The 20642-nt window shown below is 30.8% G+C and carries 16 protein-coding genes; 9 read left to right on the top strand and 7 right to left on the bottom strand.

Features of this window, described 5'->3' with window-relative positions; genetic code table 11:
• Nucleotides 1-11 precede the first annotated feature (11 nt).
• Nucleotides 12-1064 carry a ferredoxin--NADP reductase gene (locus CX675_RS00905; RefSeq protein WP_130733332.1) on the bottom strand — a complete coding sequence of 351 codons (1053 nt, stop codon included), beginning with the start codon at nt 1062-1064 and terminating at the stop codon, nt 12-14.
• Between the two features lie 115 nt (nt 1065-1179).
• On the opposite strand from CX675_RS00905, the gene CX675_RS00900 reads away from it, so the two are divergent.
• Together CX675_RS00900 and CX675_RS00895 are read left to right on the top strand one after the other, a co-directional pair.
• On the top strand, nt 1180-2646 hold the full coding sequence (locus tag CX675_RS00900) for a DUF5687 family protein (RefSeq protein WP_130733331.1): 1467 nt from the start codon (nt 1180-1182) through the stop codon (nt 2644-2646).
• A gap of 42 nt (nt 2647-2688) precedes the next feature.
• A complete protein-coding gene (locus CX675_RS00895) occupies nt 2689-3384 on the top strand; it encodes an ABC transporter ATP-binding protein (protein ID WP_130733330.1) in 696 nt (231 codons plus the stop codon).
• 37 nt (nt 3385-3421) lie between these two features.
• Here the strand turns inward: CX675_RS00895 and CX675_RS00890 are convergent, their stop codons facing one another.
• The 4 genes from CX675_RS00890 to CX675_RS00875 form a co-directional block, all read right to left on the bottom strand.
• Complete coding sequence (locus tag CX675_RS00890) at nt 3422-3931, bottom strand: acyl-CoA thioesterase (protein ID WP_130733329.1); 510 nt, start codon at nt 3929-3931, stop codon at nt 3422-3424.
• Nucleotides 3932-3998: 67 nt separating this feature from the next.
• Entirely contained in the window at nt 3999-4928 is a 930-nt protein-coding gene (locus CX675_RS00885; RefSeq protein ID WP_130733328.1) for an SPOR domain-containing protein, read from the bottom strand.
• Nucleotides 4929-5006: 78 nt separating this feature from the next.
• Nucleotides 5007-5690, bottom strand: coding sequence for a response regulator transcription factor (locus CX675_RS00880; RefSeq protein WP_130733327.1), 684 nt, complete (start codon nt 5688-5690; stop codon nt 5007-5009).
• Complete coding sequence (locus tag CX675_RS00875; RefSeq protein WP_240723553.1) at nt 5683-6975, bottom strand: sensor histidine kinase KdpD; 1293 nt, start codon at nt 6973-6975, stop codon at nt 5683-5685. Before CX675_RS00875 ends, CX675_RS00880 begins: the two co-directional genes overlap by 8 nt.
• Nucleotides 6976-7120: 145 nt before the next feature.
• On the opposite strand from CX675_RS00875, the gene CX675_RS00870 reads away from it, so the two are divergent.
• From CX675_RS00870 to CX675_RS00855, 4 genes are all read left to right on the top strand, one after another.
• Entirely contained in the window at nt 7121-7591 is a 471-nt protein-coding gene (locus tag CX675_RS00870) for a DUF1573 domain-containing protein (RefSeq protein WP_130733326.1), read from the top strand.
• Between the two features lie 78 nt (nt 7592-7669).
• Complete coding sequence (locus CX675_RS00865; protein ID WP_130733325.1) at nt 7670-8140, top strand: methylated-DNA--[protein]-cysteine S-methyltransferase; 471 nt, start codon at nt 7670-7672, stop codon at nt 8138-8140.
• Between the two features lie 59 nt (nt 8141-8199).
• The gene (locus CX675_RS00860; protein ID WP_130733324.1) at nt 8200-9369 is read left to right on the top strand and encodes a serine hydrolase; all 1170 of its coding nucleotides are present in this window, start codon (nt 8200-8202) and stop codon (nt 9367-9369) included.
• Nucleotides 9370-9505: 136 nt separating this feature from the next.
• Complete coding sequence (locus CX675_RS00855; RefSeq protein ID WP_130733323.1) at nt 9506-10219, top strand: 3'-5' exonuclease; 714 nt, start codon at nt 9506-9508, stop codon at nt 10217-10219.
• A gap of 45 nt (nt 10220-10264) precedes the next feature.
• Here the strand turns inward: CX675_RS00855 and CX675_RS00850 are convergent, their stop codons facing one another.
• Nucleotides 10265-13210 carry a S8 family serine peptidase gene (locus CX675_RS00850; protein ID WP_130733322.1) on the bottom strand — a complete coding sequence of 982 codons (2946 nt, stop codon included), beginning with the start codon at nt 13208-13210 and terminating at the stop codon, nt 10265-10267.
• Between the two features lie 197 nt (nt 13211-13407).
• Here CX675_RS00850 and CX675_RS00845 point away from each other — a divergent pair, with 197 nt between their 5' ends.
• The 3 genes from CX675_RS00845 to CX675_RS00835 all read left to right on the top strand — a co-directional run bounded on the left by CX675_RS00845 (nt 13408) and on the right by CX675_RS00835 (nt 17637).
• A complete protein-coding gene (locus tag CX675_RS00845; RefSeq protein WP_130733321.1) occupies nt 13408-14829 on the top strand; it encodes a nucleoside recognition domain-containing protein in 1422 nt (473 codons plus the stop codon).
• A gap of 4 nt (nt 14830-14833) precedes the next feature.
• A complete protein-coding gene (locus tag CX675_RS00840) occupies nt 14834-15952 on the top strand; it encodes a DUF6438 domain-containing protein (protein ID WP_130733320.1) in 1119 nt (372 codons plus the stop codon).
• A gap of 83 nt (nt 15953-16035) precedes the next feature.
• The gene (locus CX675_RS00835) at nt 16036-17637 is read left to right on the top strand and encodes a fumarate hydratase (RefSeq protein WP_130733319.1); all 1602 of its coding nucleotides are present in this window, start codon (nt 16036-16038) and stop codon (nt 17635-17637) included.
• Between the two features lie 84 nt (nt 17638-17721).
• Here the strand turns inward: CX675_RS00835 and CX675_RS00830 are convergent, their stop codons facing one another.
• Nucleotides 17722-20631, bottom strand: coding sequence for a M4 family metallopeptidase (locus CX675_RS00830; RefSeq protein WP_130733318.1), 2910 nt, complete (start codon nt 20629-20631; stop codon nt 17722-17724).
• Nucleotides 20632-20642: the final 11 nt, after the last annotated feature.

Here is a 20642-nt window from a genome sequence, read left to right as displayed (position 1 = left end):
CGGATTCACTTTTAAACATCATCAAAGTCAACAAAAACAGTATCTGTTGTTGGCACTGCCTGACATGACAAAACCAAACCATCAGCTATTTCTCCATCTGTTAAAATAGCATTCTTCTTCATTACTGCTTTACCTTCTTTTACTCTACAAATACAACTACTACAAACACCACCCTGGCAGGAATAAGGAGCATCTATTCCTTGTTTTAAAACAGCTTCTAAAATAGTTTGTTTCTGACTCATTTCAAATTCAGCTTCCTCATCATCAACAATTACTTTTATTTTTGTATGCCCTTCTAATGTAGCTGTATTAGCATCTTCGTTTGAAGTTGTGGTAAACAATTCAAACTTAATATCTTTTTCAGAAACATTGTTTTCTTTTAAAACATCAGAAACCAAATTAATCATTTCTTCAGGACCACATAAATAATATTTAGCAAAGTTTTTCTCGCTATGTTTATTCTTTATTACAAAATTAACTACCGACTTGTCGATACGACCAAACAATTCTCCATCTACGTTTATTTTACTGTACACATAGTGCACAAAAAAACGACCTACATATTCTAAATGTAATTGCTGCAATTGTTCATGAAAAATAGTTTCTTCTATCGTTTTATTTCCAAAAACAAGTACAAAAGTACTTTTTGGTTCTCCTTCTAAGACCGATTTTATAATAGAAAAAATAGGTGTAATTCCACTTCCAGCTGCAAAAGCAACATAATTTCTCTGCTTTTCAATTTGTGGTTCAAAAACAAATTTACCTTCAGGTAAACCAACTTCAATTACATTGCCTTCTTTCAAATTTTCATTGGCAAACTTAGAAAAGAATCCATTTTTTATTGCTTTAACAGCAACACGTAATGCTCCACTTTTAGGAGACGAACAAATAGAATAAGCCCTTCTTACTTCTTGACCATCTAATGTTAATTTTAACGTAACATATTGTCCTGCAACAAAATGATAAAATGTTTTTAATTCTTCAGGTACATTAAAGAGAATGGAAACCGTAGAAGGTGTTTCTCTTTTTATTTCTTTTATAACTAATTTATAGAATGTTGACATTATTTTGTATTTTATACAAAAGTAAGAAACAAAATCGCCTCACTAATGATAATTTAAAAAAAACGTAACATTTTAATGTTATTTACTACCAATAAGAAACCAATTAAACAAAACTATGGTAAAACAATTTCTCAAATTAGAATGGAAAGCTTTCCTTCGATCTTCTTCTTTTTCGACCAATGTAGTTTTAAAAATTTTCATGATTTTAGGAGCCCTTTATTTCATGACTATGTTTATTATTTTAGGTATTGGATCCTATCATATTCTTGAAAAAGCTGGGCTAAATCCTTTTAACGCAGTAAATAGTTTTGCGCTTTATTATCTAATTGTCGATTTAATTATTCGGTTTTTCTTTCAGAAAATGCCTACGCTAACTGTTCGTCCATTTTTAAATCAAAATGTTAAGAAAAATAGTATTGTTCATTTTGTTTTAAACAAAACTGTATTTTCGTTTTTCAATTTTATTCACTGGTTTTTCTTTATTCCTTTTACCATAACCTTATTAATAAAAGGCTATACTGGAACAGCGGTGTTATGGTGTTTAAGTATGTTTCTTTTTATTTATATCAACAATTTTTTAGCCATTTTAATAGATAAGAAGGACGCGATTTTTTACACTATTGTAGGTGTTTTTGCCATTTTTGGAGTACTTCAATATTATAACATATTTGATATTACTTTATATTCAAATCCTTTTTTTACTTCTTTTTATGAATATTCTTATTTAATTATTATTCCGGTTATACTACTCGCTATACTATATTATATCAATTTTAATTTTTTTAAATCCAATTTATATTTAGATGCAGGTTTATCAATACAACAAAATCTAGCAACTACAGAAAATCTTACCTTTTTAGATCAATTTGGAAAATTAGGTACTTTCTTAAAAAATGACATTCGTTTGTTAAAAAGAAACAAAAGAGCCAAAACTACGCTTTTAATGAGTGTTCTTTTCTTGTTTTACGGATTACTTTTTTTTACTAATTCTATAGAAGTCTATAATGCTCCTGTTTGGAAAATTTTTGCAGGTATTTTTGTCTCTGGAGGTTTCTTATTTAATTTCGGTCAGTTTGTACCCAGTTGGGACAGCTCGTATTATCCTTTAATGATGACACAAAACATCACTTATAAAGATTATTTATCTTCAAAATGGTGGTTAATGGTTATTGCTACAACTGCCTCTACTCTTTTATCAAGCTTTTACTTGTTCTTTGGAATAGAGACTTATTTAGCTATTCTTACAGGAGCTATTTTTAATATTGGAGTAAATTCTCATTTAGTTTTATTAGGTGGAGCATATATTAAAACGCCTATAGATTTAACCTCAAACAAGAATGCCTTTGGCGACAAAAAAGCTTTTAACGTAAAAACTTTATTGATTTCACTGCCGAAGTTACTATTACCTATGCTTGTCTATGCTATTGGTCATTATACTCTTGGATGGCAATTTGGGTATTTATTAGTAGCTTTATTAGGTGTTTTAGGTTTAGCATTTAAAAATAAAGTCTTCCAAATTATTGAAACTATTTACAAAAAAGAAAAATATATTACTATTGATGCTTACAAGCAAAAAGGATAATTTTTTCTAGAATACAACTATTAATTTTGAAATTACAACATCATGATACACGTAAACAATTTATCAAAAAAATATAACGGAACAACAGTTTTACAAATTGAACATTTAGAAATACCAAAAGGGCAAAGCTTTGGTTTAGTTGGAAATAATGGTGCTGGTAAAACTACCTTTTTTAGTCTTCTATTAGATTTAATTCAACCTTCAAGTGGCAAAATTACTTCAAACAATATCCAGATTAACACAGATGAATCTTGGAAAGTATTTACTAATTCTTTTTTAGACGAAAGTTTTCTCATTGGTTACCTAACACCAGAAGAATATTTTTACTTCATTGGCGAATTAAGAGGCTGGAATAAAGCAGATGTAGATGCATTCCTTAAAAATTATGAAGATTTCTTTAATGGAGAAATTTTAAACAATAAAAAATATTTAAGAGATTTATCCAAAGGAAATGCAAAAAAAGCAGGAATTGTAGGCGCATTAATTGGTAATCCTGAAATAATTATCTTAGACGAGCCTTTCGCTAATTTGGATCCAACAACACAAATTAGATTGAAGAAAATCATCAAATCATTAGCAGAAGATCGGAACATTACGGTTCTAGTTTCTAGTCATGATTTACAACATACGGTAGAAGTTTCTGATCGAATTGTGGTTTTAGAAAAAGGAAACATTGTTAAAGATTTAATTCCAACCACAGAAACCCTCAAAGAACTTGAGACTTTTTTTTCTGTTTAAAATATAAAAGTCCGATGGTATCATCGGACTTTCTTTTTTATGAAAATAGTGCTTTTAATTCTGTAGCTTCATTAGGCTTCATTTTTCCTGCTAAGACTAAACTCAATTGTTTTCTTCTCAAAGCGGCTTCATATCTCTCTTTCTCAAGAGGTGTTTGCGGCTCAATAGCTGGCACCTGAATTGGCCTTCCTGTTTCATCTACGGCTACAAAGGTATAAATGCCTTCATTGGCTTTATTTTTAATACCAGATTCTCTGTCTTCGATCCAAACATCAATAAAAATTTCCATAGAAGTGTTAAATGTTCTAGATACTTTTGCTTCTACAGTTACAACACTTCCTAATGGAATTGCTCTATTAAAAGCTACATGGTTAACAGAAGCTGTTACACACACTCTTCTAGAATGACGTCTAGCTGTTATACTTGCCGCTCTATCCATACGAGCGAGTAACTCTCCGCCAAAAAGATTATTTAGTGGATTGGTTTCACCTGGTAATACTAAATCAGTTAAAGTAGTTAAAGAATCAGAAGGGTATTTTGCTTGCATTGTTTTTTTTGCAAAGATAATAAGCAACTAAATATATTGCATAAAAAAATCCCAAAAAGGGATTTTTTTAATCTATTAAGAGCCAAGACTCGATATTTTCTTCTTTGTAAAGTTTATTTTTAACTAATTCTGCTTCCTCAACGGTTTTAAAACTTCCATAAGCAACAGGAATTAAACCATAATTATTCTTTTCCAAAACATGTGCTTGATATCCTTGCTCTTCTAGTAATTTTTTCGCTTTTTCAGCATTTTTTTCACTTCTAAAAGCGCCTGCAATTAAATGATAAGGTCTTTTTTCTTCTTTTACAGTTAATGCTACAGCAGAAACTGGGTTGTCTATAAAAAATGTTGCTTGTTGAATTCTATGTTGCACTTCTTCTTGCACTTCTTTCTGCACTAACAAAGTGTCTGTTGCCACTTGACGATCATGCATAATTTTATAGGTGGTAAGACCAGCACCTAAAAACAAGGTAATGGCAGCAGCATATTTTAAATAGGAATAATTTTTTCTCTTTTCTGGAAGTAAAACTACTGGCTCTTTTTCTTCAACAACAACTGCTTGCGTTAAAAGCACTTCTCTTTTTACTTCAGGGATTACAAATTGGTTTAAACCAAAGGAAGTAACTAAATAATTAGTTTCATTATAAGGTTGAAAAACCCAATTGTATTCACCATTTACATATATTTCTCCAATATTGTTCAAAAAAATTTTATCTTTATTTTCTAAAGCCGCAATCCATAATTTTACTTCAGAAGCAATTTTTATGATAGCATTTCCATAAGTAATATTTTCCCTTTGTGCTACATGACTTGTGAGTAAACCATCATTGTTTTTAATTTGACTATTAAATGATATTACTTTTCTAGGTGGTAAAAAAGAACAAGCACTTCCGTTTATTTTAGCCGATTCAATCTCGGAAAGGAAAGCACCAAAACCTGGTACCGTTACACATTGATAACGGTATAATAATTCGGATATATATTTATCTAACAACATAATTGCAAAGTTACTTAAACAATATAGTTTTCAAAATTTTATCAACAATTTTTATTAACAATTACAACTCTTTAAAAATCAAACAATAACCAATTTAAAACCTATCCTAGGAATATTTTCTATTTTAACATCTTCTTCTTCTTTTAAAATTTTTCGCAATCGAGAAATAAAAACATCCAAACTTCTTCCTGAAAAATAATCGTCATTTCCCCACAAGGATGTTAAAATTTTTTCTCTTTTTAAAACTGTATTTACATTGTCTAAAAATAATTTCAAAAGAGAAGCTTCTCTTTCGGTGAGTGTAATTTGTTTTTTATCATTTTGCAAAGAATAGTTCTCAAATTCAAAAACAAAAGAGCCTAAACTATATTGTGTAGTAGTTTTTTCAGTATTTTTCTGACTTCTATTCAAGAAAATCTCTATTTTAAGAATTAATTCTTCTATCGAATAGGGTTTTACCAAATAATCGTCTGCACCTAATTTTAATCCTTTAATCCTATCTTCTTTCATAACCTTAGCAGATAAAAAAATGATAGGAATTTCTTTATTCCTTTTTCTTATTTCTGTAGCAATTTCAAATCCATCCATATCTGGAAGCATAATATCTAAAACACATAAATCAAATTCTTGATCACAAAACAGTTGATAAGCTAGAGCTCCATTATTACAATGAACTACTTCAAAATGTTGTTCTAAATTATCAGAAGTTAAAAAAGCTAAGGTTTCATCATCTTCAACATATAAAATTCTTTTTTTATTCATAAATATCTGATTTTGGTATTTGAATGGTTATTTTTAGACCTGGAGTAGTGTTTTCTGCTTTTATTTTCCAACCATGCAATTGTACAATTTTTTTCACATAGGCTAACCCGATTCCAAATCCTTCTATTTCCTTACTGTCTTTTCTTTCAACCCTGTAAAATTTATCAAAAATAAAAGGCAAATCTTTTTTGGGAACTCCTTCTCCATTATCAGTTATATTCAAGAACAAAGAATTGTCACTTTCTAAAACAGAAACTTGGACAACGGTTGTTTTTCCTGTATACTTTACCGCATTTTCGATAACATTATAAAAAATATTGTAAAAATGAAACTCATCAGCTTTCACAAAATAATTTTTGTTAAAAACAAATTCGAACGCAATATTTTTCACATATTTTAATGTGATATTCTCTTTTATCAAATCTAATGTCTTTTTTAAATCTACATTTGTTTTAGACAATTCAATATTATTACTATCTGTTTTCGCTAAAGATAAAATTTGTTCAATATGTTCATTCAGTTTATTACTTTGTTTGATAATAATTTGAACATACTTTAACAATCTTGGATTTTGCTTAATTTCTTTTTGATCATTGGCATAATTTGAAGCAATTAATATTGACGCTAAGGGTGTTTTAAATTCATGTGTCATATTATTAATAAAGTCATTTTGCAAAACAGTATATCTTTTTTGTTTTAACATGAGTAATACCGAGTAGACATAAACAATTAAAACTAAAAATAAAACTATAGTATATAACCAATATTGCTTTAAACTGGTAAAATAACTTTGTTTAAGGGTTGGAAATCGTACCGCAAAATAATAGATCAAATCATCATTTTTAGTAAAACAATCAACACACTTTTTACTAGGCTGGCTATTTGAAGTAATATAATTTCCATACACCATATTATTGGAACCACAATCATAAATGGCATATTCAAAATCTAAATCTAATTTAACTTTGGCAAACTCTTTCTTAAGATAAAACTCCAAAATATTATTTTCAAAAACATCATTAACATTAACCACATAATAATTATGAGCTACTCTTTTTATTTGATTTGCTACAATAAGTTCTGAGTTATTATCTACATAAATTCGCTCCACTACATCTAATAAAGCATAATTAATTTTATCCTCAACTTCCTTTTTTTCAAAAGAATAGGCTTGATTTAGCAAAAATAACTGCATAATAATTACTCCTAAAATCGCTAGGAAACCAATTAAAATGACAATATTAAATCGAGATAACTTTACTTTATTGAATTGTGTAAACTTCACCTTAGTTTTTTTTGTAATGGTACAAAATATGTTAGTTGTTTTATCATTGTTAACATGTCATTAACAATCATTACATCTTAGTTAACAACAAAGTTACTATTACTTTTTAAATTTGCTTCATCGAATAATTACTAAAACATTATATATGAAAACGCTTAAACTATCAATTGTTGCATTATTCATTACTTCTTTATCTTTTGCACAAGCAGTGGAAGCTAAAAAAGTAGTAACTAAAGCTCCTAATACAGTAGCAGCAGCTCAAACAAAAGCTTCTGCAATGAAATGGAATACAGAGACTCATGAATTTGGAGAAATTGAAAAAGGAAAACCTGTTTCATATGAGTTCACATTTACAAATACAACAAATGAAACTGTATTAATTACAAATGTAAAACCATCTTGCGGTTGTACAGCAGCAAATTACACCAAAACACCTATTAAACCAGGTGAAAAAGGAAGCATTACTGCGACTTACAATGCAGCTAATCCTGGGAATTTTACAAAAACAGTAACTGTTACAACAAGTGAAGAAGGTGCGGCTCCTAAAGTATTAATTATTAAAGGAAACGTAAAAACGGAAGAGAAAAAAGAAGAAAAATCAGTTATGTTTAAATAATAAAACAACAATTTTTTTATATCTTACTTACTAGAAACCATCTTACTTTTTAAGATGGTTTTTTTTTATATTTAAAAAATGCAAACAGTTTTTATTAAAACCCCATTAGGAATTGCTAAAATTAGTGGTGATAAAGAAGGGGTTAGCATTATTTCAATCACTGAAGGAGAAGAGCTTTCTAAAAAAATACCTATAGCGTTAAAAATAGCAGTTCAGCAGTTAAAAGAATATTTTGAAGGTAGTAGAACAGTATTTGATTTCAAACTAAACCCTCAAGGCACCCTTTTTCAACAAAAAGTATGGAAGGCATTGCTTGACATTCCATATGGTAAAACAATTTCTTATTTAGAATTATCAAAAAAACTAGGAGATGTTAAAGCTATTAGAGCTGTTGCTTCAGCAAATGGTAAAAATCCGCTTTGGATTGTAGTACCCTGTCATAGAGTGATTGGATCTGATGGTTCATTAACTGGTTATGCAGGTGGTTTATGGAGAAAAAAATGGTTGTTAGATTATGAAAACCCTGTAAAACAAGAAAGTCTTTTCTAAAAATTTAAAAACAACTGTTTTTTTGTTTATTTTTATGCTTATAAATCTATAAGCTACACATGAAATTCTTAAAAAAATTCTTTAAATGGTTTGCAATTATACTTGTATCCATTATTATCTTAATGTACATTTTCGATGTTGATTACTTATTACGAGCAGTACGAACAATATATTTTAGAGGATACACCACAGCCTTCTTAGATGATTACACTCATTTTCCAAATAGAGAAATAAAGAATGGCGTAGCCCAACCTTGGAATATATCTAAAGATTATAACAAAATTGCCACAACAGAAACATTAGATAAAACGCACAAAGAACTACAAACGGTTGCTTTTTTAATTATTAAAAACGATAGTATTGTTCATGAAAGCTATTTTGATGGTTATGGCAAGGATTCTAAGTCCAATTCTTTTTCCATGGCAAAAAGTGTAGTTACCATGGCCTTGGGAAAAGCCATTATGGAAGGAAAAATAAAAAGTTTAGATCAAAAAGTAGCCGATTTTTTCCCAGAATTAAAAGGAGCATTTGCTAAAGAAGTTACTGTGGGCGATTTATCTTCAATGGCTTCAGGCTTAAGCTGGGATGAAAAATATTACAGCCCTTTTTCTATTGTTACCCGAGCTTATTTTGATGACAACTTAAAAAAGGTAATCTTAGGCTTAGAAATAAATGAAAAACCAGGACAATCTTTTAAATATTTAAGTGGAGCTACACAATTATTAGCCATGTGTATTGAGAAAGCAACTGGAGAATACCTTTCTGATTATGTTTCCAAACATTTTTGGCAACCTTTAGGAGCTGAAAACAACGCCTTATGGCAATTAGATCATGAACCAGACGGAATTGAAAAAGCCTATTGCTGCATTGCTAGTAATGCAAGAGATTTTGCTCGCTTAGGTAAATTATACTTAAATAATGGAAACTGGAAAGGTACACAAATTTTAGATTCTACTTTTGTACAAAAATGCATTACACCTCGTTTTCCTGAAAGTCCAGAATATGGTTATGGTTTTTGGATGCATACTATAAATAATAAAAATTTATTTTATTTAAGAGGACACTTAGGTCAGTTTGTCATTGTAATACCAGAAGACAATCTAATTATTGTTCGTTTAGGACATATTAAAGGTTTACAAACAGAAACTGATCCGCATAGTAATGACTTATATACTTATGTAGAAGAAAGTTATAAAATGTTATCTGTAAGACAACAAACACAAAAATAATCATCTTTCTCAATTAACATTATAGAAAAGGCTTTACATTTAGCTTGATTTTAAAAAAATACACTCTTATACTATACGCCAACAGCTATTAAACATTAAGTTATTTAACTATTTAATAGCATAAAACTATTTTAAAATGATTGAAAAAATTAATCTTAACAATATCCTATTTTTAGATATTGAAACCGTTCCTGAGTATGACAGTTATTTAGGAATGGATGAAGAAACTAAAAAATTATGGGAAAATAAAACCCAATACCAAAGAAGAGATGAAGTTTCTGCAGAAGATTTTTATGAGCGTGCTGGAATTTGGGCTGAATTTGGAAAAATAATTACTATTTCTGTAGGATATTTTACTAACAAAGCAGACATTAGAAATTTTAGAATAACTAGCTTTTGGGGAGATGAAAAAAAAATATTACAAGACTTTTCAAACTTATTGAACAATCATTTCAATCAACCTCAACACCTTCTATGTGGACATAATGCAAAAGAATTTGACATTCCATTTATCGCCAGACGAATGATTATTAACGGAGTTCCATTGCCTAACAAACTGAATTTATTCGGCAAAAAACCCTGGGAAGTACCACATTTAGACACATTAGAATTATGGAAATTTGGAGATTACAAACACTTTACTTCATTAAAATTATTAACCAAAGTATTGCAAGTACCTTCTCCAAAAGATGACATTGATGGCAGCGAGGTAGCCCGTGTTTTTTACATTGAAAATGACATTGACAGAATTATAACTTATTGCGAAAAAGATGTAATCGCTGTTGCTCAAATCTTTTTACGATTTAGAAGGGAAGACATTTTAATAGAAGACGAAATTATTCATGTATAAAAAAAGAGCTGTTTTTCAGCTCTTTTTTTATCATACTTGAAAATTTTATCTTTTAACCACTAACCTTTGTGTTGTTTTTTCATTTCCATTTATAATTGTTAACAAATAAATTCCTTCCACAACATCTTCAATATTCAAATTCATCATTCCTTCTGTTGATTGTTTATTCATAATAACCCTTCCTTGAATATCATATAAAATACAAGAAGTTAATCCTGTTATCTTTTCATCCAAACTAATAGTAACGTTATTCTTAGCTGGATTTGGATATACCTTAATTTTTGAAGATAATTCTTGACTAGAACTGCTTAAAGAGGGCTCTAAATTACAAAAAGTAAGAGTTACATTATTTATTGAACCTCCATCTCCATTAAAAGGATCTACCACTCTTAAATACCAAGTCCCTTGCGAATTTAATCCATTTAAAGTATTCAATGAATCTTGTGGTTTTACCACACCCGAAATAGCTGGTGCCGATGCATTACATACAAAATTTACTCCACTATCGTCTATAGTACAATTAATATCATCATTATCTCCACAAGGCTGGTCAAATAATGTTATTATTGGGCTGCCTACAGCAGCAGGCCCTTCTAAATAATAAGTCATATCTTGAATATAAGTATGACTTATATCTAATGTTATATTAATGTCACCTATAACAAACCCTACAGGCACTTCAATTGGAACACTAGCAGTACTATTTGCCGTAGAATTTATAGTCGCATCAGTAAAATCCGTTGCTGAGTAAGAATATCCACAAGTTAAAACTCCTGTATTGAAAGAGTAAACTACTGCTTCTGAAGTGGTTGCAATACCACATCTATTAGATGGAATAACTCTCCAATAATAGGTAGTTTCTTCATTTAAAAGTGATAAAGTATATTCTGAATTTAAAATATTAGATTGATCTAAAAACAACGAATTAAAACTTGCATCTGTAGCAACTTGCAATCTATAAGACTCTACATTTACATGATCTTCCCAGTCTAGAACTATAGATGTAGCAACAGGATTAGCATTATTTACAGGAGTTGTTAAAACTGTAGGTTGGAAGTTATTTGAATATAATTTTAATTGTTTTGTTCTCGTTTCTGTTTCAATACCATTATCCCCTACAATTCCCACACTATAATCTCCCGGTTGGGCGTTAGTTAACCCGCTAATTGTCATAGTTACAGTTCCATTTGTACTTAAACTTGCGGGACTAAATACAGCATTTGCACCTGTTGGTAATCCGACCGCAGAAAAAGTAGTTGTTCCAGAACCTGATTGTTTATATTCAAAAACATAGACCGCGTTCTCATTATTACATACGATTAAATCATCTGATTTAGACGTTAAAGAAAAGTCAGATTTAACACCGGTTACAATAAATGAAAAATCTTGATTCCCATTTGTTAAATTCCCTTTATGAGTTACAGTAATAACATATGTTCCTGCACTTGGATTATCTATTTTAACTTGTTCAACATTGTCCACATTATTATCGTCTGTTCTTATTGCTAAAGCTGTTGGATCTGCTTGTAATCTCCAAGGATAATATATTGTTCCGTCTTTCGTTACTTTAATATCTAAGTTATTTATTAAAACTGGAGTTGCATCGTTTTCAACAGTATTGGTTTTTGCTTCTCCTGGAACGTCTGTCCAAGTGATAGATGCAATAAGTGGGTTATTAGTTCCTCCTTCTGACACAAAACTCATGGTAAACGTTTCTCCTTGCGATAAGTTTTCTTCTGAAATCCAAGAAGTTAAACCATTATTTGAAATCGTTTGTGCTGCTTTTTTAGCATTTAATAATCCCCAACCAAATTTTGGATCTGGACCTGCACTACCCGCATCATCAGCAGTATGGCAAGCTAATCCTTTTAAAGTAGCAGCTTTCATAAAATTATTAGTAACATTTTTATAATGTTGTTGTAATAATAAAATGGTACCGGCTACATTTGGACTTGCCATAGAAGTTCCTGTCATAGGGCCAGTAGCCGTATCACTACTACTAATTGTAGACGTTAGTGTTGTTCCATTTCCAGTAATATCTGGTTTAATTCTTCTATCGTCTGTAGGACCTTGACTACTAGAAGAATTAATACTTACGTTAAATAAAGTTCCATCATTAGTAACCACAGCATCTTGAGCATTAGCGACAATTAATGTATTCTTAGCTGTTTTATCTCCTGTTAATTTATCGTAACCAGTTGCAATTGGGTTAGGATTATCATTATTATTTCCTTCATTTCCTGCAGACATTACTGGAAGATAATAAGGTGCTAAATAAGCAATTTCATCCCAATTTCTAGCAGCACTTGTATAAGCACCTATATACCAAGCTGGTTGAACCGTTCCAGTACCACTCGTAATAGGCACACCATAAGAATGATTAGAAATTAACATTCCTCCTAAAACTTCACTAGTAGCCTCGCTTTCATCATTTGTCCAATTAAAAGTTCTAGCTGTAGCTTGATAAGCCATTCCTCTAGCAGTAGCAGAAGTGATGGAGGCTAAAATAGTTCCAGTTACATGAGTTCCGTGAGCTGTATATGTGGTTCCTGAAGGGTCATCAACTGTAGTTACTCTTCCTTCAAATAAAGTATGAGTTCTTCTCACTGTTCCACCATCCCAAACCCTAGCAACCATCCCTTGACCATTCAAATCTAATCCCAAAGTACCACCTGTATTTAAATGAATAGCCCTAGTTGACTTTGCTGCATTAGCATTTGTCGTTGCATAATAAACAGGTGTCCCATCTGAATTTAATTTCATAAGTTCTTGAAAAGAACCATTCTCACCATAAATATAAATTGGCCAACCCATTTCATTGGCTCTTTCTATGGCAATTTCTTTTTCTCTTTTCTCTATATTTTCGAAATAAATAATTTTTTCCTTAATTTCTGGAATATTATAATTTCTTATAATCTTCGCAACATCATCTTTTGTTTGCGAAAAAGAAATAGATGTAATAAAGACTAAGGGTAGTAATTTTAATTTCATTAATAAATAGTTTAGAATTTAAGTGCTCAAAAATATGTTTTTTTTTACAGATAAAACCATCAAATACTTATAATAGTGCGTTTTATTAAATTTTTCAGTTAAAAAACAGAAATGTATCAAAATTTACTTACTTTTTTGAATAGAAATCTTTTAAATCTTATATTGCATTAATCGTATATTTACAAAAATTCAATTTTATGGTTTTAAGTAGATTTTGGCTAGCAATTTTCGTTTCTTCTATTGTTTTTATAATAATTGGTTTATTTACCAATAAATATTATTCAATAGATTATGTTTTAAATGGTAAACAGGGAGAACCTCTTTTAATTGCTGAAAAATATTTAAACGAAATTCCTAAATCTATACAAGATAGTATTAAAAAAAAGGGCAATAATGAATTTGTAGATGTAAATACAACTTATGTTTACAACAAACAAACTGTAAAAATATATAGTGGGAAACAACAAGCGGATGGATTACTCCCTATGGCAAAAAGTAGCTTATTAGACTTAATACTACCTTTGATTGCTTATTTAGCTTTTTTCTGCGGTATTATGGAGTTATTAATCATATCTGGAGCTTCCGAAAAATTAGCTAAAAAGTTAAGCCCTATGTTTGCTAAAGTGTTTCCTTCCTTACCCAAAGATCATGAATCGATCTCTTACATGACCTTAAATTTTGCAGCTAATTTTTTAGGATTGGATTCCGCTGCTACTCCTTTTGGATTAAAAGCGATGCAAAGTTTACAGGAATTAAATGAAGACAAAGACAAAGCAAGTGACGCACAAATTATGTTTATGTGTTTGCATGCCGCAGGTTTAACTTTAATTCCTACATCAATTATTGGATACAGAGCTGCCGAAAATGCTGCCAACCCAGCAGATGTAATGCTTCCTTGTATCATTACTTCTTTTGTGGGAACAATTGCAGCATTCTTGTTAGTAGGCATGAAACAACGCATCAACTTTAAAAGTGTCTCCCTTTTAGCTGTTTTGATGGGATTAATTGGCGCTATTATTGGCTTACTTTTCTATGTAAACCAATTGGATTTAATTGGTAAAAATTATTTCACTGCTAATTTATCTGGTGTGTTATTATTAGCCATTATTGGTTTTACCTTAATTTTCTCATTTTTTAACGAAAAAAAATTTACCGATCATAAAACCACTATGTTTGACACTTTTGTTGTAGGTGCCAATAACGGGCTCAAAACTGGTGTGATGATTTTCCCATACGTTATGGGAATGTTAGTAGCTATTTCATTGTTGAGAAACAGTGGCTTATTTGAAATTGTAAGCCAAGGTATTTCTTTTATTTTTTCTCATTTAGGGGTAACAAAAGAAATTACCGATTCACTTCCAGTTGCTATATTAAGACCTTTTAGCTCAGGAGGGTCTAGAGGTTTTATGATTGATGCCATGCGTACTTTTGGACCAGATTCTTTTGCAGGTCGTTTAAGTTGTATTTTTCAATGTAGTGCCGAAACTACTTTTTATGTAATAGCGGTTTATTTTGGTTCAGTAAGTATTAAAAATACGCGCTATACGTTAGGCATGATGCTTCTAGTAGATTTAATATGTGTGATTACAGGTGTATTAGTGGCCAGTTGGTTTTTTTAATAGTATGAAAAACTATTTATATTTCCTTTTATGTTTACTTCTTTTTTCTTGTAAAAAGAAAGAAGAGAATCCTTTTATAGGCAATTGGTCTAATGTAGACTCTATAAATGATAACGAGGATAACTTTGGATTAAACATTCTAAATGACAGTATTTTAGAATATCAATTTGGATTTTACGAATATGTACCTACAAAAATGAAAATTCTTGGATTTTTACGAGACACATTGGACAGAGATATTGAAGCTTTACGTTTTTTAGGAACAAAAACAAAGTTTAAAGTTAAAGATTCTAAATTGTCTTTTTGGGATTTAACAGATTCTATTTGGAATACTTATCAAATTAAAATAATCAATCAAAACACGCTAAATCTTATTGATAAAAATAAAAAGGAATATCGTTTAGTAAAGAACAAAAACACTTATAAAAACATCACTCAATATGATGCTATTGTCGTTGATAGAGCATTAGGGTTTGGATGTTGTGGAATAAATTCAACTTATATCAATAGAGATGGGAAAATGTACTTTAAAGGTTTAGGTAACAACACTAATGAAGAAGACTTAACTACTAAATTAGATAGAGCGGTAACAAATCAAATCTTTAAAAATTTTGATAAAATCAATATTTTTGGAATGAAAGATTCATACGGAAGATCTGTTACCGATGCTCAAAACAATACGATAACCTTTATTAAAAATGGAAAAATAGTTAAAACTATTCAAGATTATGCAAGAAAAGCTCCAATAGATTTTTATGCAGCTTATAATGAGTTGAGCTATTTATTCCAAAAAGTAGCACATTACGACACTATAACTTTCATTTTTGACAACCGTGTTCATTTTCCTTCTTTGGAAAATAAAACATTCAAACATACACTCTATAACTCTGAGTTATTTTTATTAGATTTAGAACTTAGAAAAGGTAAAGTAACAACTACCTCCTTCGAACCAAAGTATACTTTAAATTTTTCATACTATAATCGAGGGTTTCTTTTTCATAAAATAGTAACAGATGGACGTTATTATACTTTTTATTATAATGACAATACTACAAAAACAATTGATATTGGATACAATTTTATTGATACAAATCCAATACTTACAAAACCAAGAAGGAATTAAATCTTTATTTTATGATTTAAACCAATGAATTTCTATAATTACTTGAGTTTCCTTACATTTACGCCACTAAAAAAACACAAAAAATGGATTTTATATACCAAGAACCTTTTCCTGTAGAAAAGGACGATACACAATACAAAAAAATCACTTCAGACTATGTTACTGTTGAACAATTAGGCAATCGCGAAGTTTTAACCGTAGACCCTAAAGGTTTAGAATTATTAGCTGAAGTAGCCATGAATGACGTTTCATTTATGCTACGAACCAAACATTTACAAAGTCTTCAGAATATTCTAAATGATCCTGAAGCGACAGATAACGATCGTTTCGTAGCCTATAATTTATTACAAAACGCAGCTGTTGCCGTAGAAGGAGAATTACCTTCTTGTCAAGACACTGGAACGGCTATCGTTATGGCAAAAAAAGGTGAAAATGTTTATACGGGAGCAGATGATGCTGAATGGCTTTCAAAAGGTATTTTCAATACCTATGAAAAAAAGAATCTTCGTTATTCTCAAATTGTACCTATTAGTATGTTTGAAGAGAAAAATTCGGGTTCTAATTTACCTGCTCAAATTGACATTTATGCCAAAAAAGGAAACTCTTATGAATTTCTGTTTTTAGCCAAAGGTGGTGGTTCAGCTAATAAAACCTTTTTGTATCAGCAAACCAAATCACTTTTAAATGAAAAGTCATTAGAAACTTTTATTCGTACCAAAATAAAAGATTTAGGAACTTCTGCTTGCCCTCCTTATCATTTAGCTTTAGTCATTGGTGGTACTTCCGCTGAAGCTAATTTAGCAACAGTAAAAAAAGCCTCTGCAGGATATTTTGATCATTTACCTACTTCAGGAAACATGAGCGGTCAAGCTTTTCGAGATTTAGAATGGGAGAAAAGAGTGCAAGAAATTTGCCAAGAAAGTGCTATCGGAGCGCAATTTGGCGGGAAATACTTTACTCATGATGTGCGAGTTATTCGATTACCAAGGCATGCTGCTTCTTGTCCAGTCGGTTTAGGAGTATCTTGTTCTGCAGATAGAAACATTAAAGGAAAGATTACCAAAGATGGTATTTTCGTAGAACAATTAGAAACTAATCCAAAACAATTTTTACCAGAAGTAGCTCCCCATTTACAACCCGCCATAGAAATTGATTTAGACAGACCAATGCAAGAGGTGCTAGCTGAGTTAACCAAATACCCAATTAAAACACGCTTAAAATTAAACGGAACAGTTATAGTGGCTCGTGATATTGCACATGCCAAAATTAAAGAATTATTAGAATCTGGTAAACCAATGCCAGACTACTTCAAAAATCATCCTGTATATTATGCTGGTCCAGCAAAAACACCTGAAGGAATGCCTTCTGGAAGTTTTGGACCAACAACTGCTGGGAGAATGGATGTTTATGTAGATGAATTTCAAGCTGCTGGAGGAAGTATGATTATGTTAGCTAAAGGAAATAGGTCTAAACAAGTTACTGATGCCTGTGCCAAATATGGTGGTTTTTACCTAGGTTCAATAGGTGGTCCTGCTGCTATTTTGGCACAAGAAAATATTTTAAAAGTTGAAGTTGTTGATTTTCCAGAATTAGGCATGGAAGCGGTACGTAAAATTACAGTTAAAGATTTTCCTGCATTTATTATCACAGATGATAAAGGAAACGATTTCTTTGCTAACTTATAAGAATATAACAAGGCTAAATGATATAAAAAAAGAGGCTACAAAAACTTGTAGCCTCTTTCATGAATAACTAACTCAAATTAATTGTTATTCTTTAATAAATTTCTTAGTTATTTTTTCTTTATAAGTATTCAGTTCTACTACATAAATTCCACCGTTTAAAGAACCCACATTAATTTGATTATTCTTAATTTGTCCTTGTAGTATTAATTGCCCCATTACGTTATATATTTTGTAATCTTTCATTCCATCATTTGAGATTACATTTAAAACAGTTCCTTTTACTGGATTTGGGTACATTGCAAAATCAACCCCTTTACTAGTTTCAGTAATTGTTGACACTTCACTAATTAAACCAGATGTTCCCACACAAAAATTAGTAGACTCACTTGAACCAAATGAACCACCACTAGCTAAAGTTGTTCCATTTGATGTAACACTATAACTTCCGTTACCATAAGCACAGCAAATACCGTCACCATAGCTGTCATTAATTTTAAAAGTATAACATCCAGCATCTAAACATTTTGTAATGGTTAACGAAGAACCATCTGCTTGACTACCATATGTTCCTCCTGACTCAACTACTTGTCCACTAGAATTTAAAATTTGCCAGCTTGTTTCTTCAGGATAATTATCAAAAACAAAATTGATATTTACATTAGTACAGGTTGGATTAGTAACTCCTCCTGTTGACAAAGCTACATCATCAACAGCAATATCTCCTTGCCAAGTAGTTCCTGTTGTTCCAACAAATCGTAATTGAACTGTTGCTCCTGTGTAAGAAGCTAAACCAACTGAAGCAGACAACCACGAATTTCCTTGGTTTCCAGATTTTGTCCAAAGATCAGTCCATGTTGAACCATTAGTACTTGCCTGTAGCGTTAATCCTCCCATACCAGTTGCTCCATACATATGATATTTAAAGGTAAAAGTAGCTGAAGAAGCACTACTTAAATTAAAACATGGTGAATTTAAAATCGTTTTCTTATTGGAATAGTTTGGACTAGAAGCTTCAACATATACATAATATGTACCTTGTGCAGCACTAGATGGACCTGTACTACTAGACGGTGTTCCATTAGCATCTACAATCCAATCAAAATCATCTCCTGAATCTTGTGTCCAAGCTCCTAAAGTATTTTCAAAACCTTCAGCATATGGAAAAGAAGTAACTGTAGTGGAACAAGTAGTTGTTCCTCCACCTCCACCTCCAGAATAAGCAGAACCAATACCAACAGCATAAAAAGCATTAGTTGTAGCTATTACTTCGGCAGAACCTGCTCCATATAAATCAGTAGCTGCCTGAATACCATATGTTCTTGCATTTGCAAATGTTGAATTAGCTGATAAATAAACACTTTCTAAACGAAATGCAATTTTAGCTGCGTTATCAATACCTATTCCAGTTACATTATAAGTACTACCTATATCATTTGTACCCGATTTTCCAATGGATAAAATATAAAACCAGTGATTTAACACCCCACTATTTCTATGCACTCCACAATAATCGTTAGATTGCGTTGGTGTTCCACAATTAGGATTACTCCAATACGTACCTCCATAAGTATCTGGTTGTCCTTCACTTTTTGGACTACTCATAGATCGTAATGCCAAATGACCCGAACGACGCTCAATATCTTCTCCAATTAACCACGGACTTTTATTTGGCGCAGCATAATATTCTACAGCTGCTCCCCAAATATCAGAGAATGCTTCGTTTAATGCACCTGATTCTCTTTGGTAAGCCAAGTTAGCCGTGTAAGTACAAACAGCATGACCAATTTCATGAGCTGCCACATCCAAAGCTGTTAAAATATCAAAATAAGTACCACTACCATCACCATAAGTCATTCTAGAACCATCCCAGAAAGCATTATCGTAATTAGAACTATAATGTACATAGCTATTTATAGCAGCACCCGAATTATTAAAACTATTTCTATTATGTACTGCACTCCAATAATCATATGTTTTCTCAGCTCCCCAATGCGCATCTAAAGCTCCATTATCTTTATTTGCTGAATGTTCTGCCGTGGTCCAATTATTATCATTATCAGTAAAGTTTACAGCAGAATTATAATTGGTTCCCGTATTTAAATCATAAGTATTAATACCATTTCCTCTAGTATTGTCTTTTAATATATAACTTCCGCCACTTAAAGTAGTTTGTATACTTTGACTTCCACTATACCTTGTTGCAGCAGTTCCTGCAACCAAAGACTCAAAAGATTTTGCAATTTTTTCTGTATTATGATTCTCAATACATACATGGTTTTTTGTAAATAAATGTGCTGAACCATGACCAAAATTAGTAGCATGTTTTATCGTTGCATTATAAAACAATACCTCACCAGTTATTGCATCTATATATACATCTGCTCTACTTACCGGATTTGTAGCATAAATATCAAATTTATACGCTAATTGTAATTGTGGATTCATACCTTCAACACCTATACTTTCTAATGCTGGTAATAAGACCAACTCTCCTTGTGGTTTTGAATACCCAATTAAAGCAGCTTCTTGTTGATTTTCCCATAAAAAAGAAGTACTCGAAGTTGTCTTTTTTGCAAAATCCAATGCTTTGTTAGCATTAATAGCAGGACTTACATTAATTTTTTTAGGATTGTAAATTTCACCATTCATAGAAACAATTCTACCGCCTTTAGAATTGATTGTATAAGTCGCAAACTCTACTTTAACATTATTATAATACAATTGAAATTTTTCATGAAGTATACCTAGATAGTCAGTATCTTCTTTTACTTTTTGAAACGAAAATCCATTGTTTAATTTCAAATTTTCTTTTAAAATAGTTTGAAAATTAGAAGAAGACAATTTTGAATCATCTTTAAAAATAATTAAACTAGGTTGCCCATTTTCATTTAGTACTTTTTCTTTTACCATTTTGCCAACTTCTTGACTGTGAGATAGTAAAGAAAAAGAAACAAGCATAGACAGCGCTAATGCTTTTTGTAGTTTGTTTTTCATAATTGTTAGTT

The organism is Flavobacterium sp. J27, from assembly GCF_004303025.1.
Taxonomy (GTDB): domain Bacteria; phylum Bacteroidota; class Bacteroidia; order Flavobacteriales; family Flavobacteriaceae; genus Flavobacterium.
The sequence above is the reverse complement of the archived record's forward strand: the minus strand, read 5'-3'. Positions and strand labels throughout refer to the sequence as shown.

Excerpts from the sequence above, each read along its gene's own strand:
- CX675_RS00905 (WP_130733332.1), bottom strand. The coding sequence starts at position 1,064 with ATGTCAACATTCTATAAATTAGTTATAAAAGAAATAAAAAGAGAAACA.
- CX675_RS00900 (WP_130733331.1), top strand. The coding sequence starts at position 1,180 with ATGGTAAAACAATTTCTCAAATTAGAATGGAAAGCTTTCCTTCGATCT.
- CX675_RS00895 (WP_130733330.1), top strand. The coding sequence starts at position 2,689 with ATGATACACGTAAACAATTTATCAAAAAAATATAACGGAACAACAGTT.
- CX675_RS00890 (WP_130733329.1), bottom strand. The coding sequence starts at position 3,931 with ATGCAAGCAAAATACCCTTCTGATTCTTTAACTACTTTAACTGATTTA.
- CX675_RS00885 (WP_130733328.1), bottom strand. The coding sequence starts at position 4,928 with ATGTTGTTAGATAAATATATATCCGAATTATTATACCGTTATCAATGT.
- CX675_RS00880 (WP_130733327.1), bottom strand. The coding sequence starts at position 5,690 with ATGAATAAAAAAAGAATTTTATATGTTGAAGATGATGAAACCTTAGCT.
- CX675_RS00870 (WP_130733326.1), top strand. The coding sequence starts at position 7,121 with ATGAAAACGCTTAAACTATCAATTGTTGCATTATTCATTACTTCTTTA.
- CX675_RS00865 (WP_130733325.1), top strand. The coding sequence starts at position 7,670 with ATGCAAACAGTTTTTATTAAAACCCCATTAGGAATTGCTAAAATTAGT.
- CX675_RS00860 (WP_130733324.1), top strand. The coding sequence starts at position 8,200 with ATGAAATTCTTAAAAAAATTCTTTAAATGGTTTGCAATTATACTTGTA.
- CX675_RS00855 (WP_130733323.1), top strand. The coding sequence starts at position 9,506 with ATGATTGAAAAAATTAATCTTAACAATATCCTATTTTTAGATATTGAA.
- CX675_RS00850 (WP_130733322.1), bottom strand. The coding sequence starts at position 13,210 with ATGAAATTAAAATTACTACCCTTAGTCTTTATTACATCTATTTCTTTT.
- CX675_RS00845 (WP_130733321.1), top strand. The coding sequence starts at position 13,408 with ATGGTTTTAAGTAGATTTTGGCTAGCAATTTTCGTTTCTTCTATTGTT.
- CX675_RS00840 (WP_130733320.1), top strand. The coding sequence starts at position 14,834 with ATGAAAAACTATTTATATTTCCTTTTATGTTTACTTCTTTTTTCTTGT.
- CX675_RS00835 (WP_130733319.1), top strand. The coding sequence starts at position 16,036 with ATGGATTTTATATACCAAGAACCTTTTCCTGTAGAAAAGGACGATACA.
- CX675_RS00830 (WP_130733318.1), bottom strand. The coding sequence starts at position 20,631 with ATGAAAAACAAACTACAAAAAGCATTAGCGCTGTCTATGCTTGTTTCT.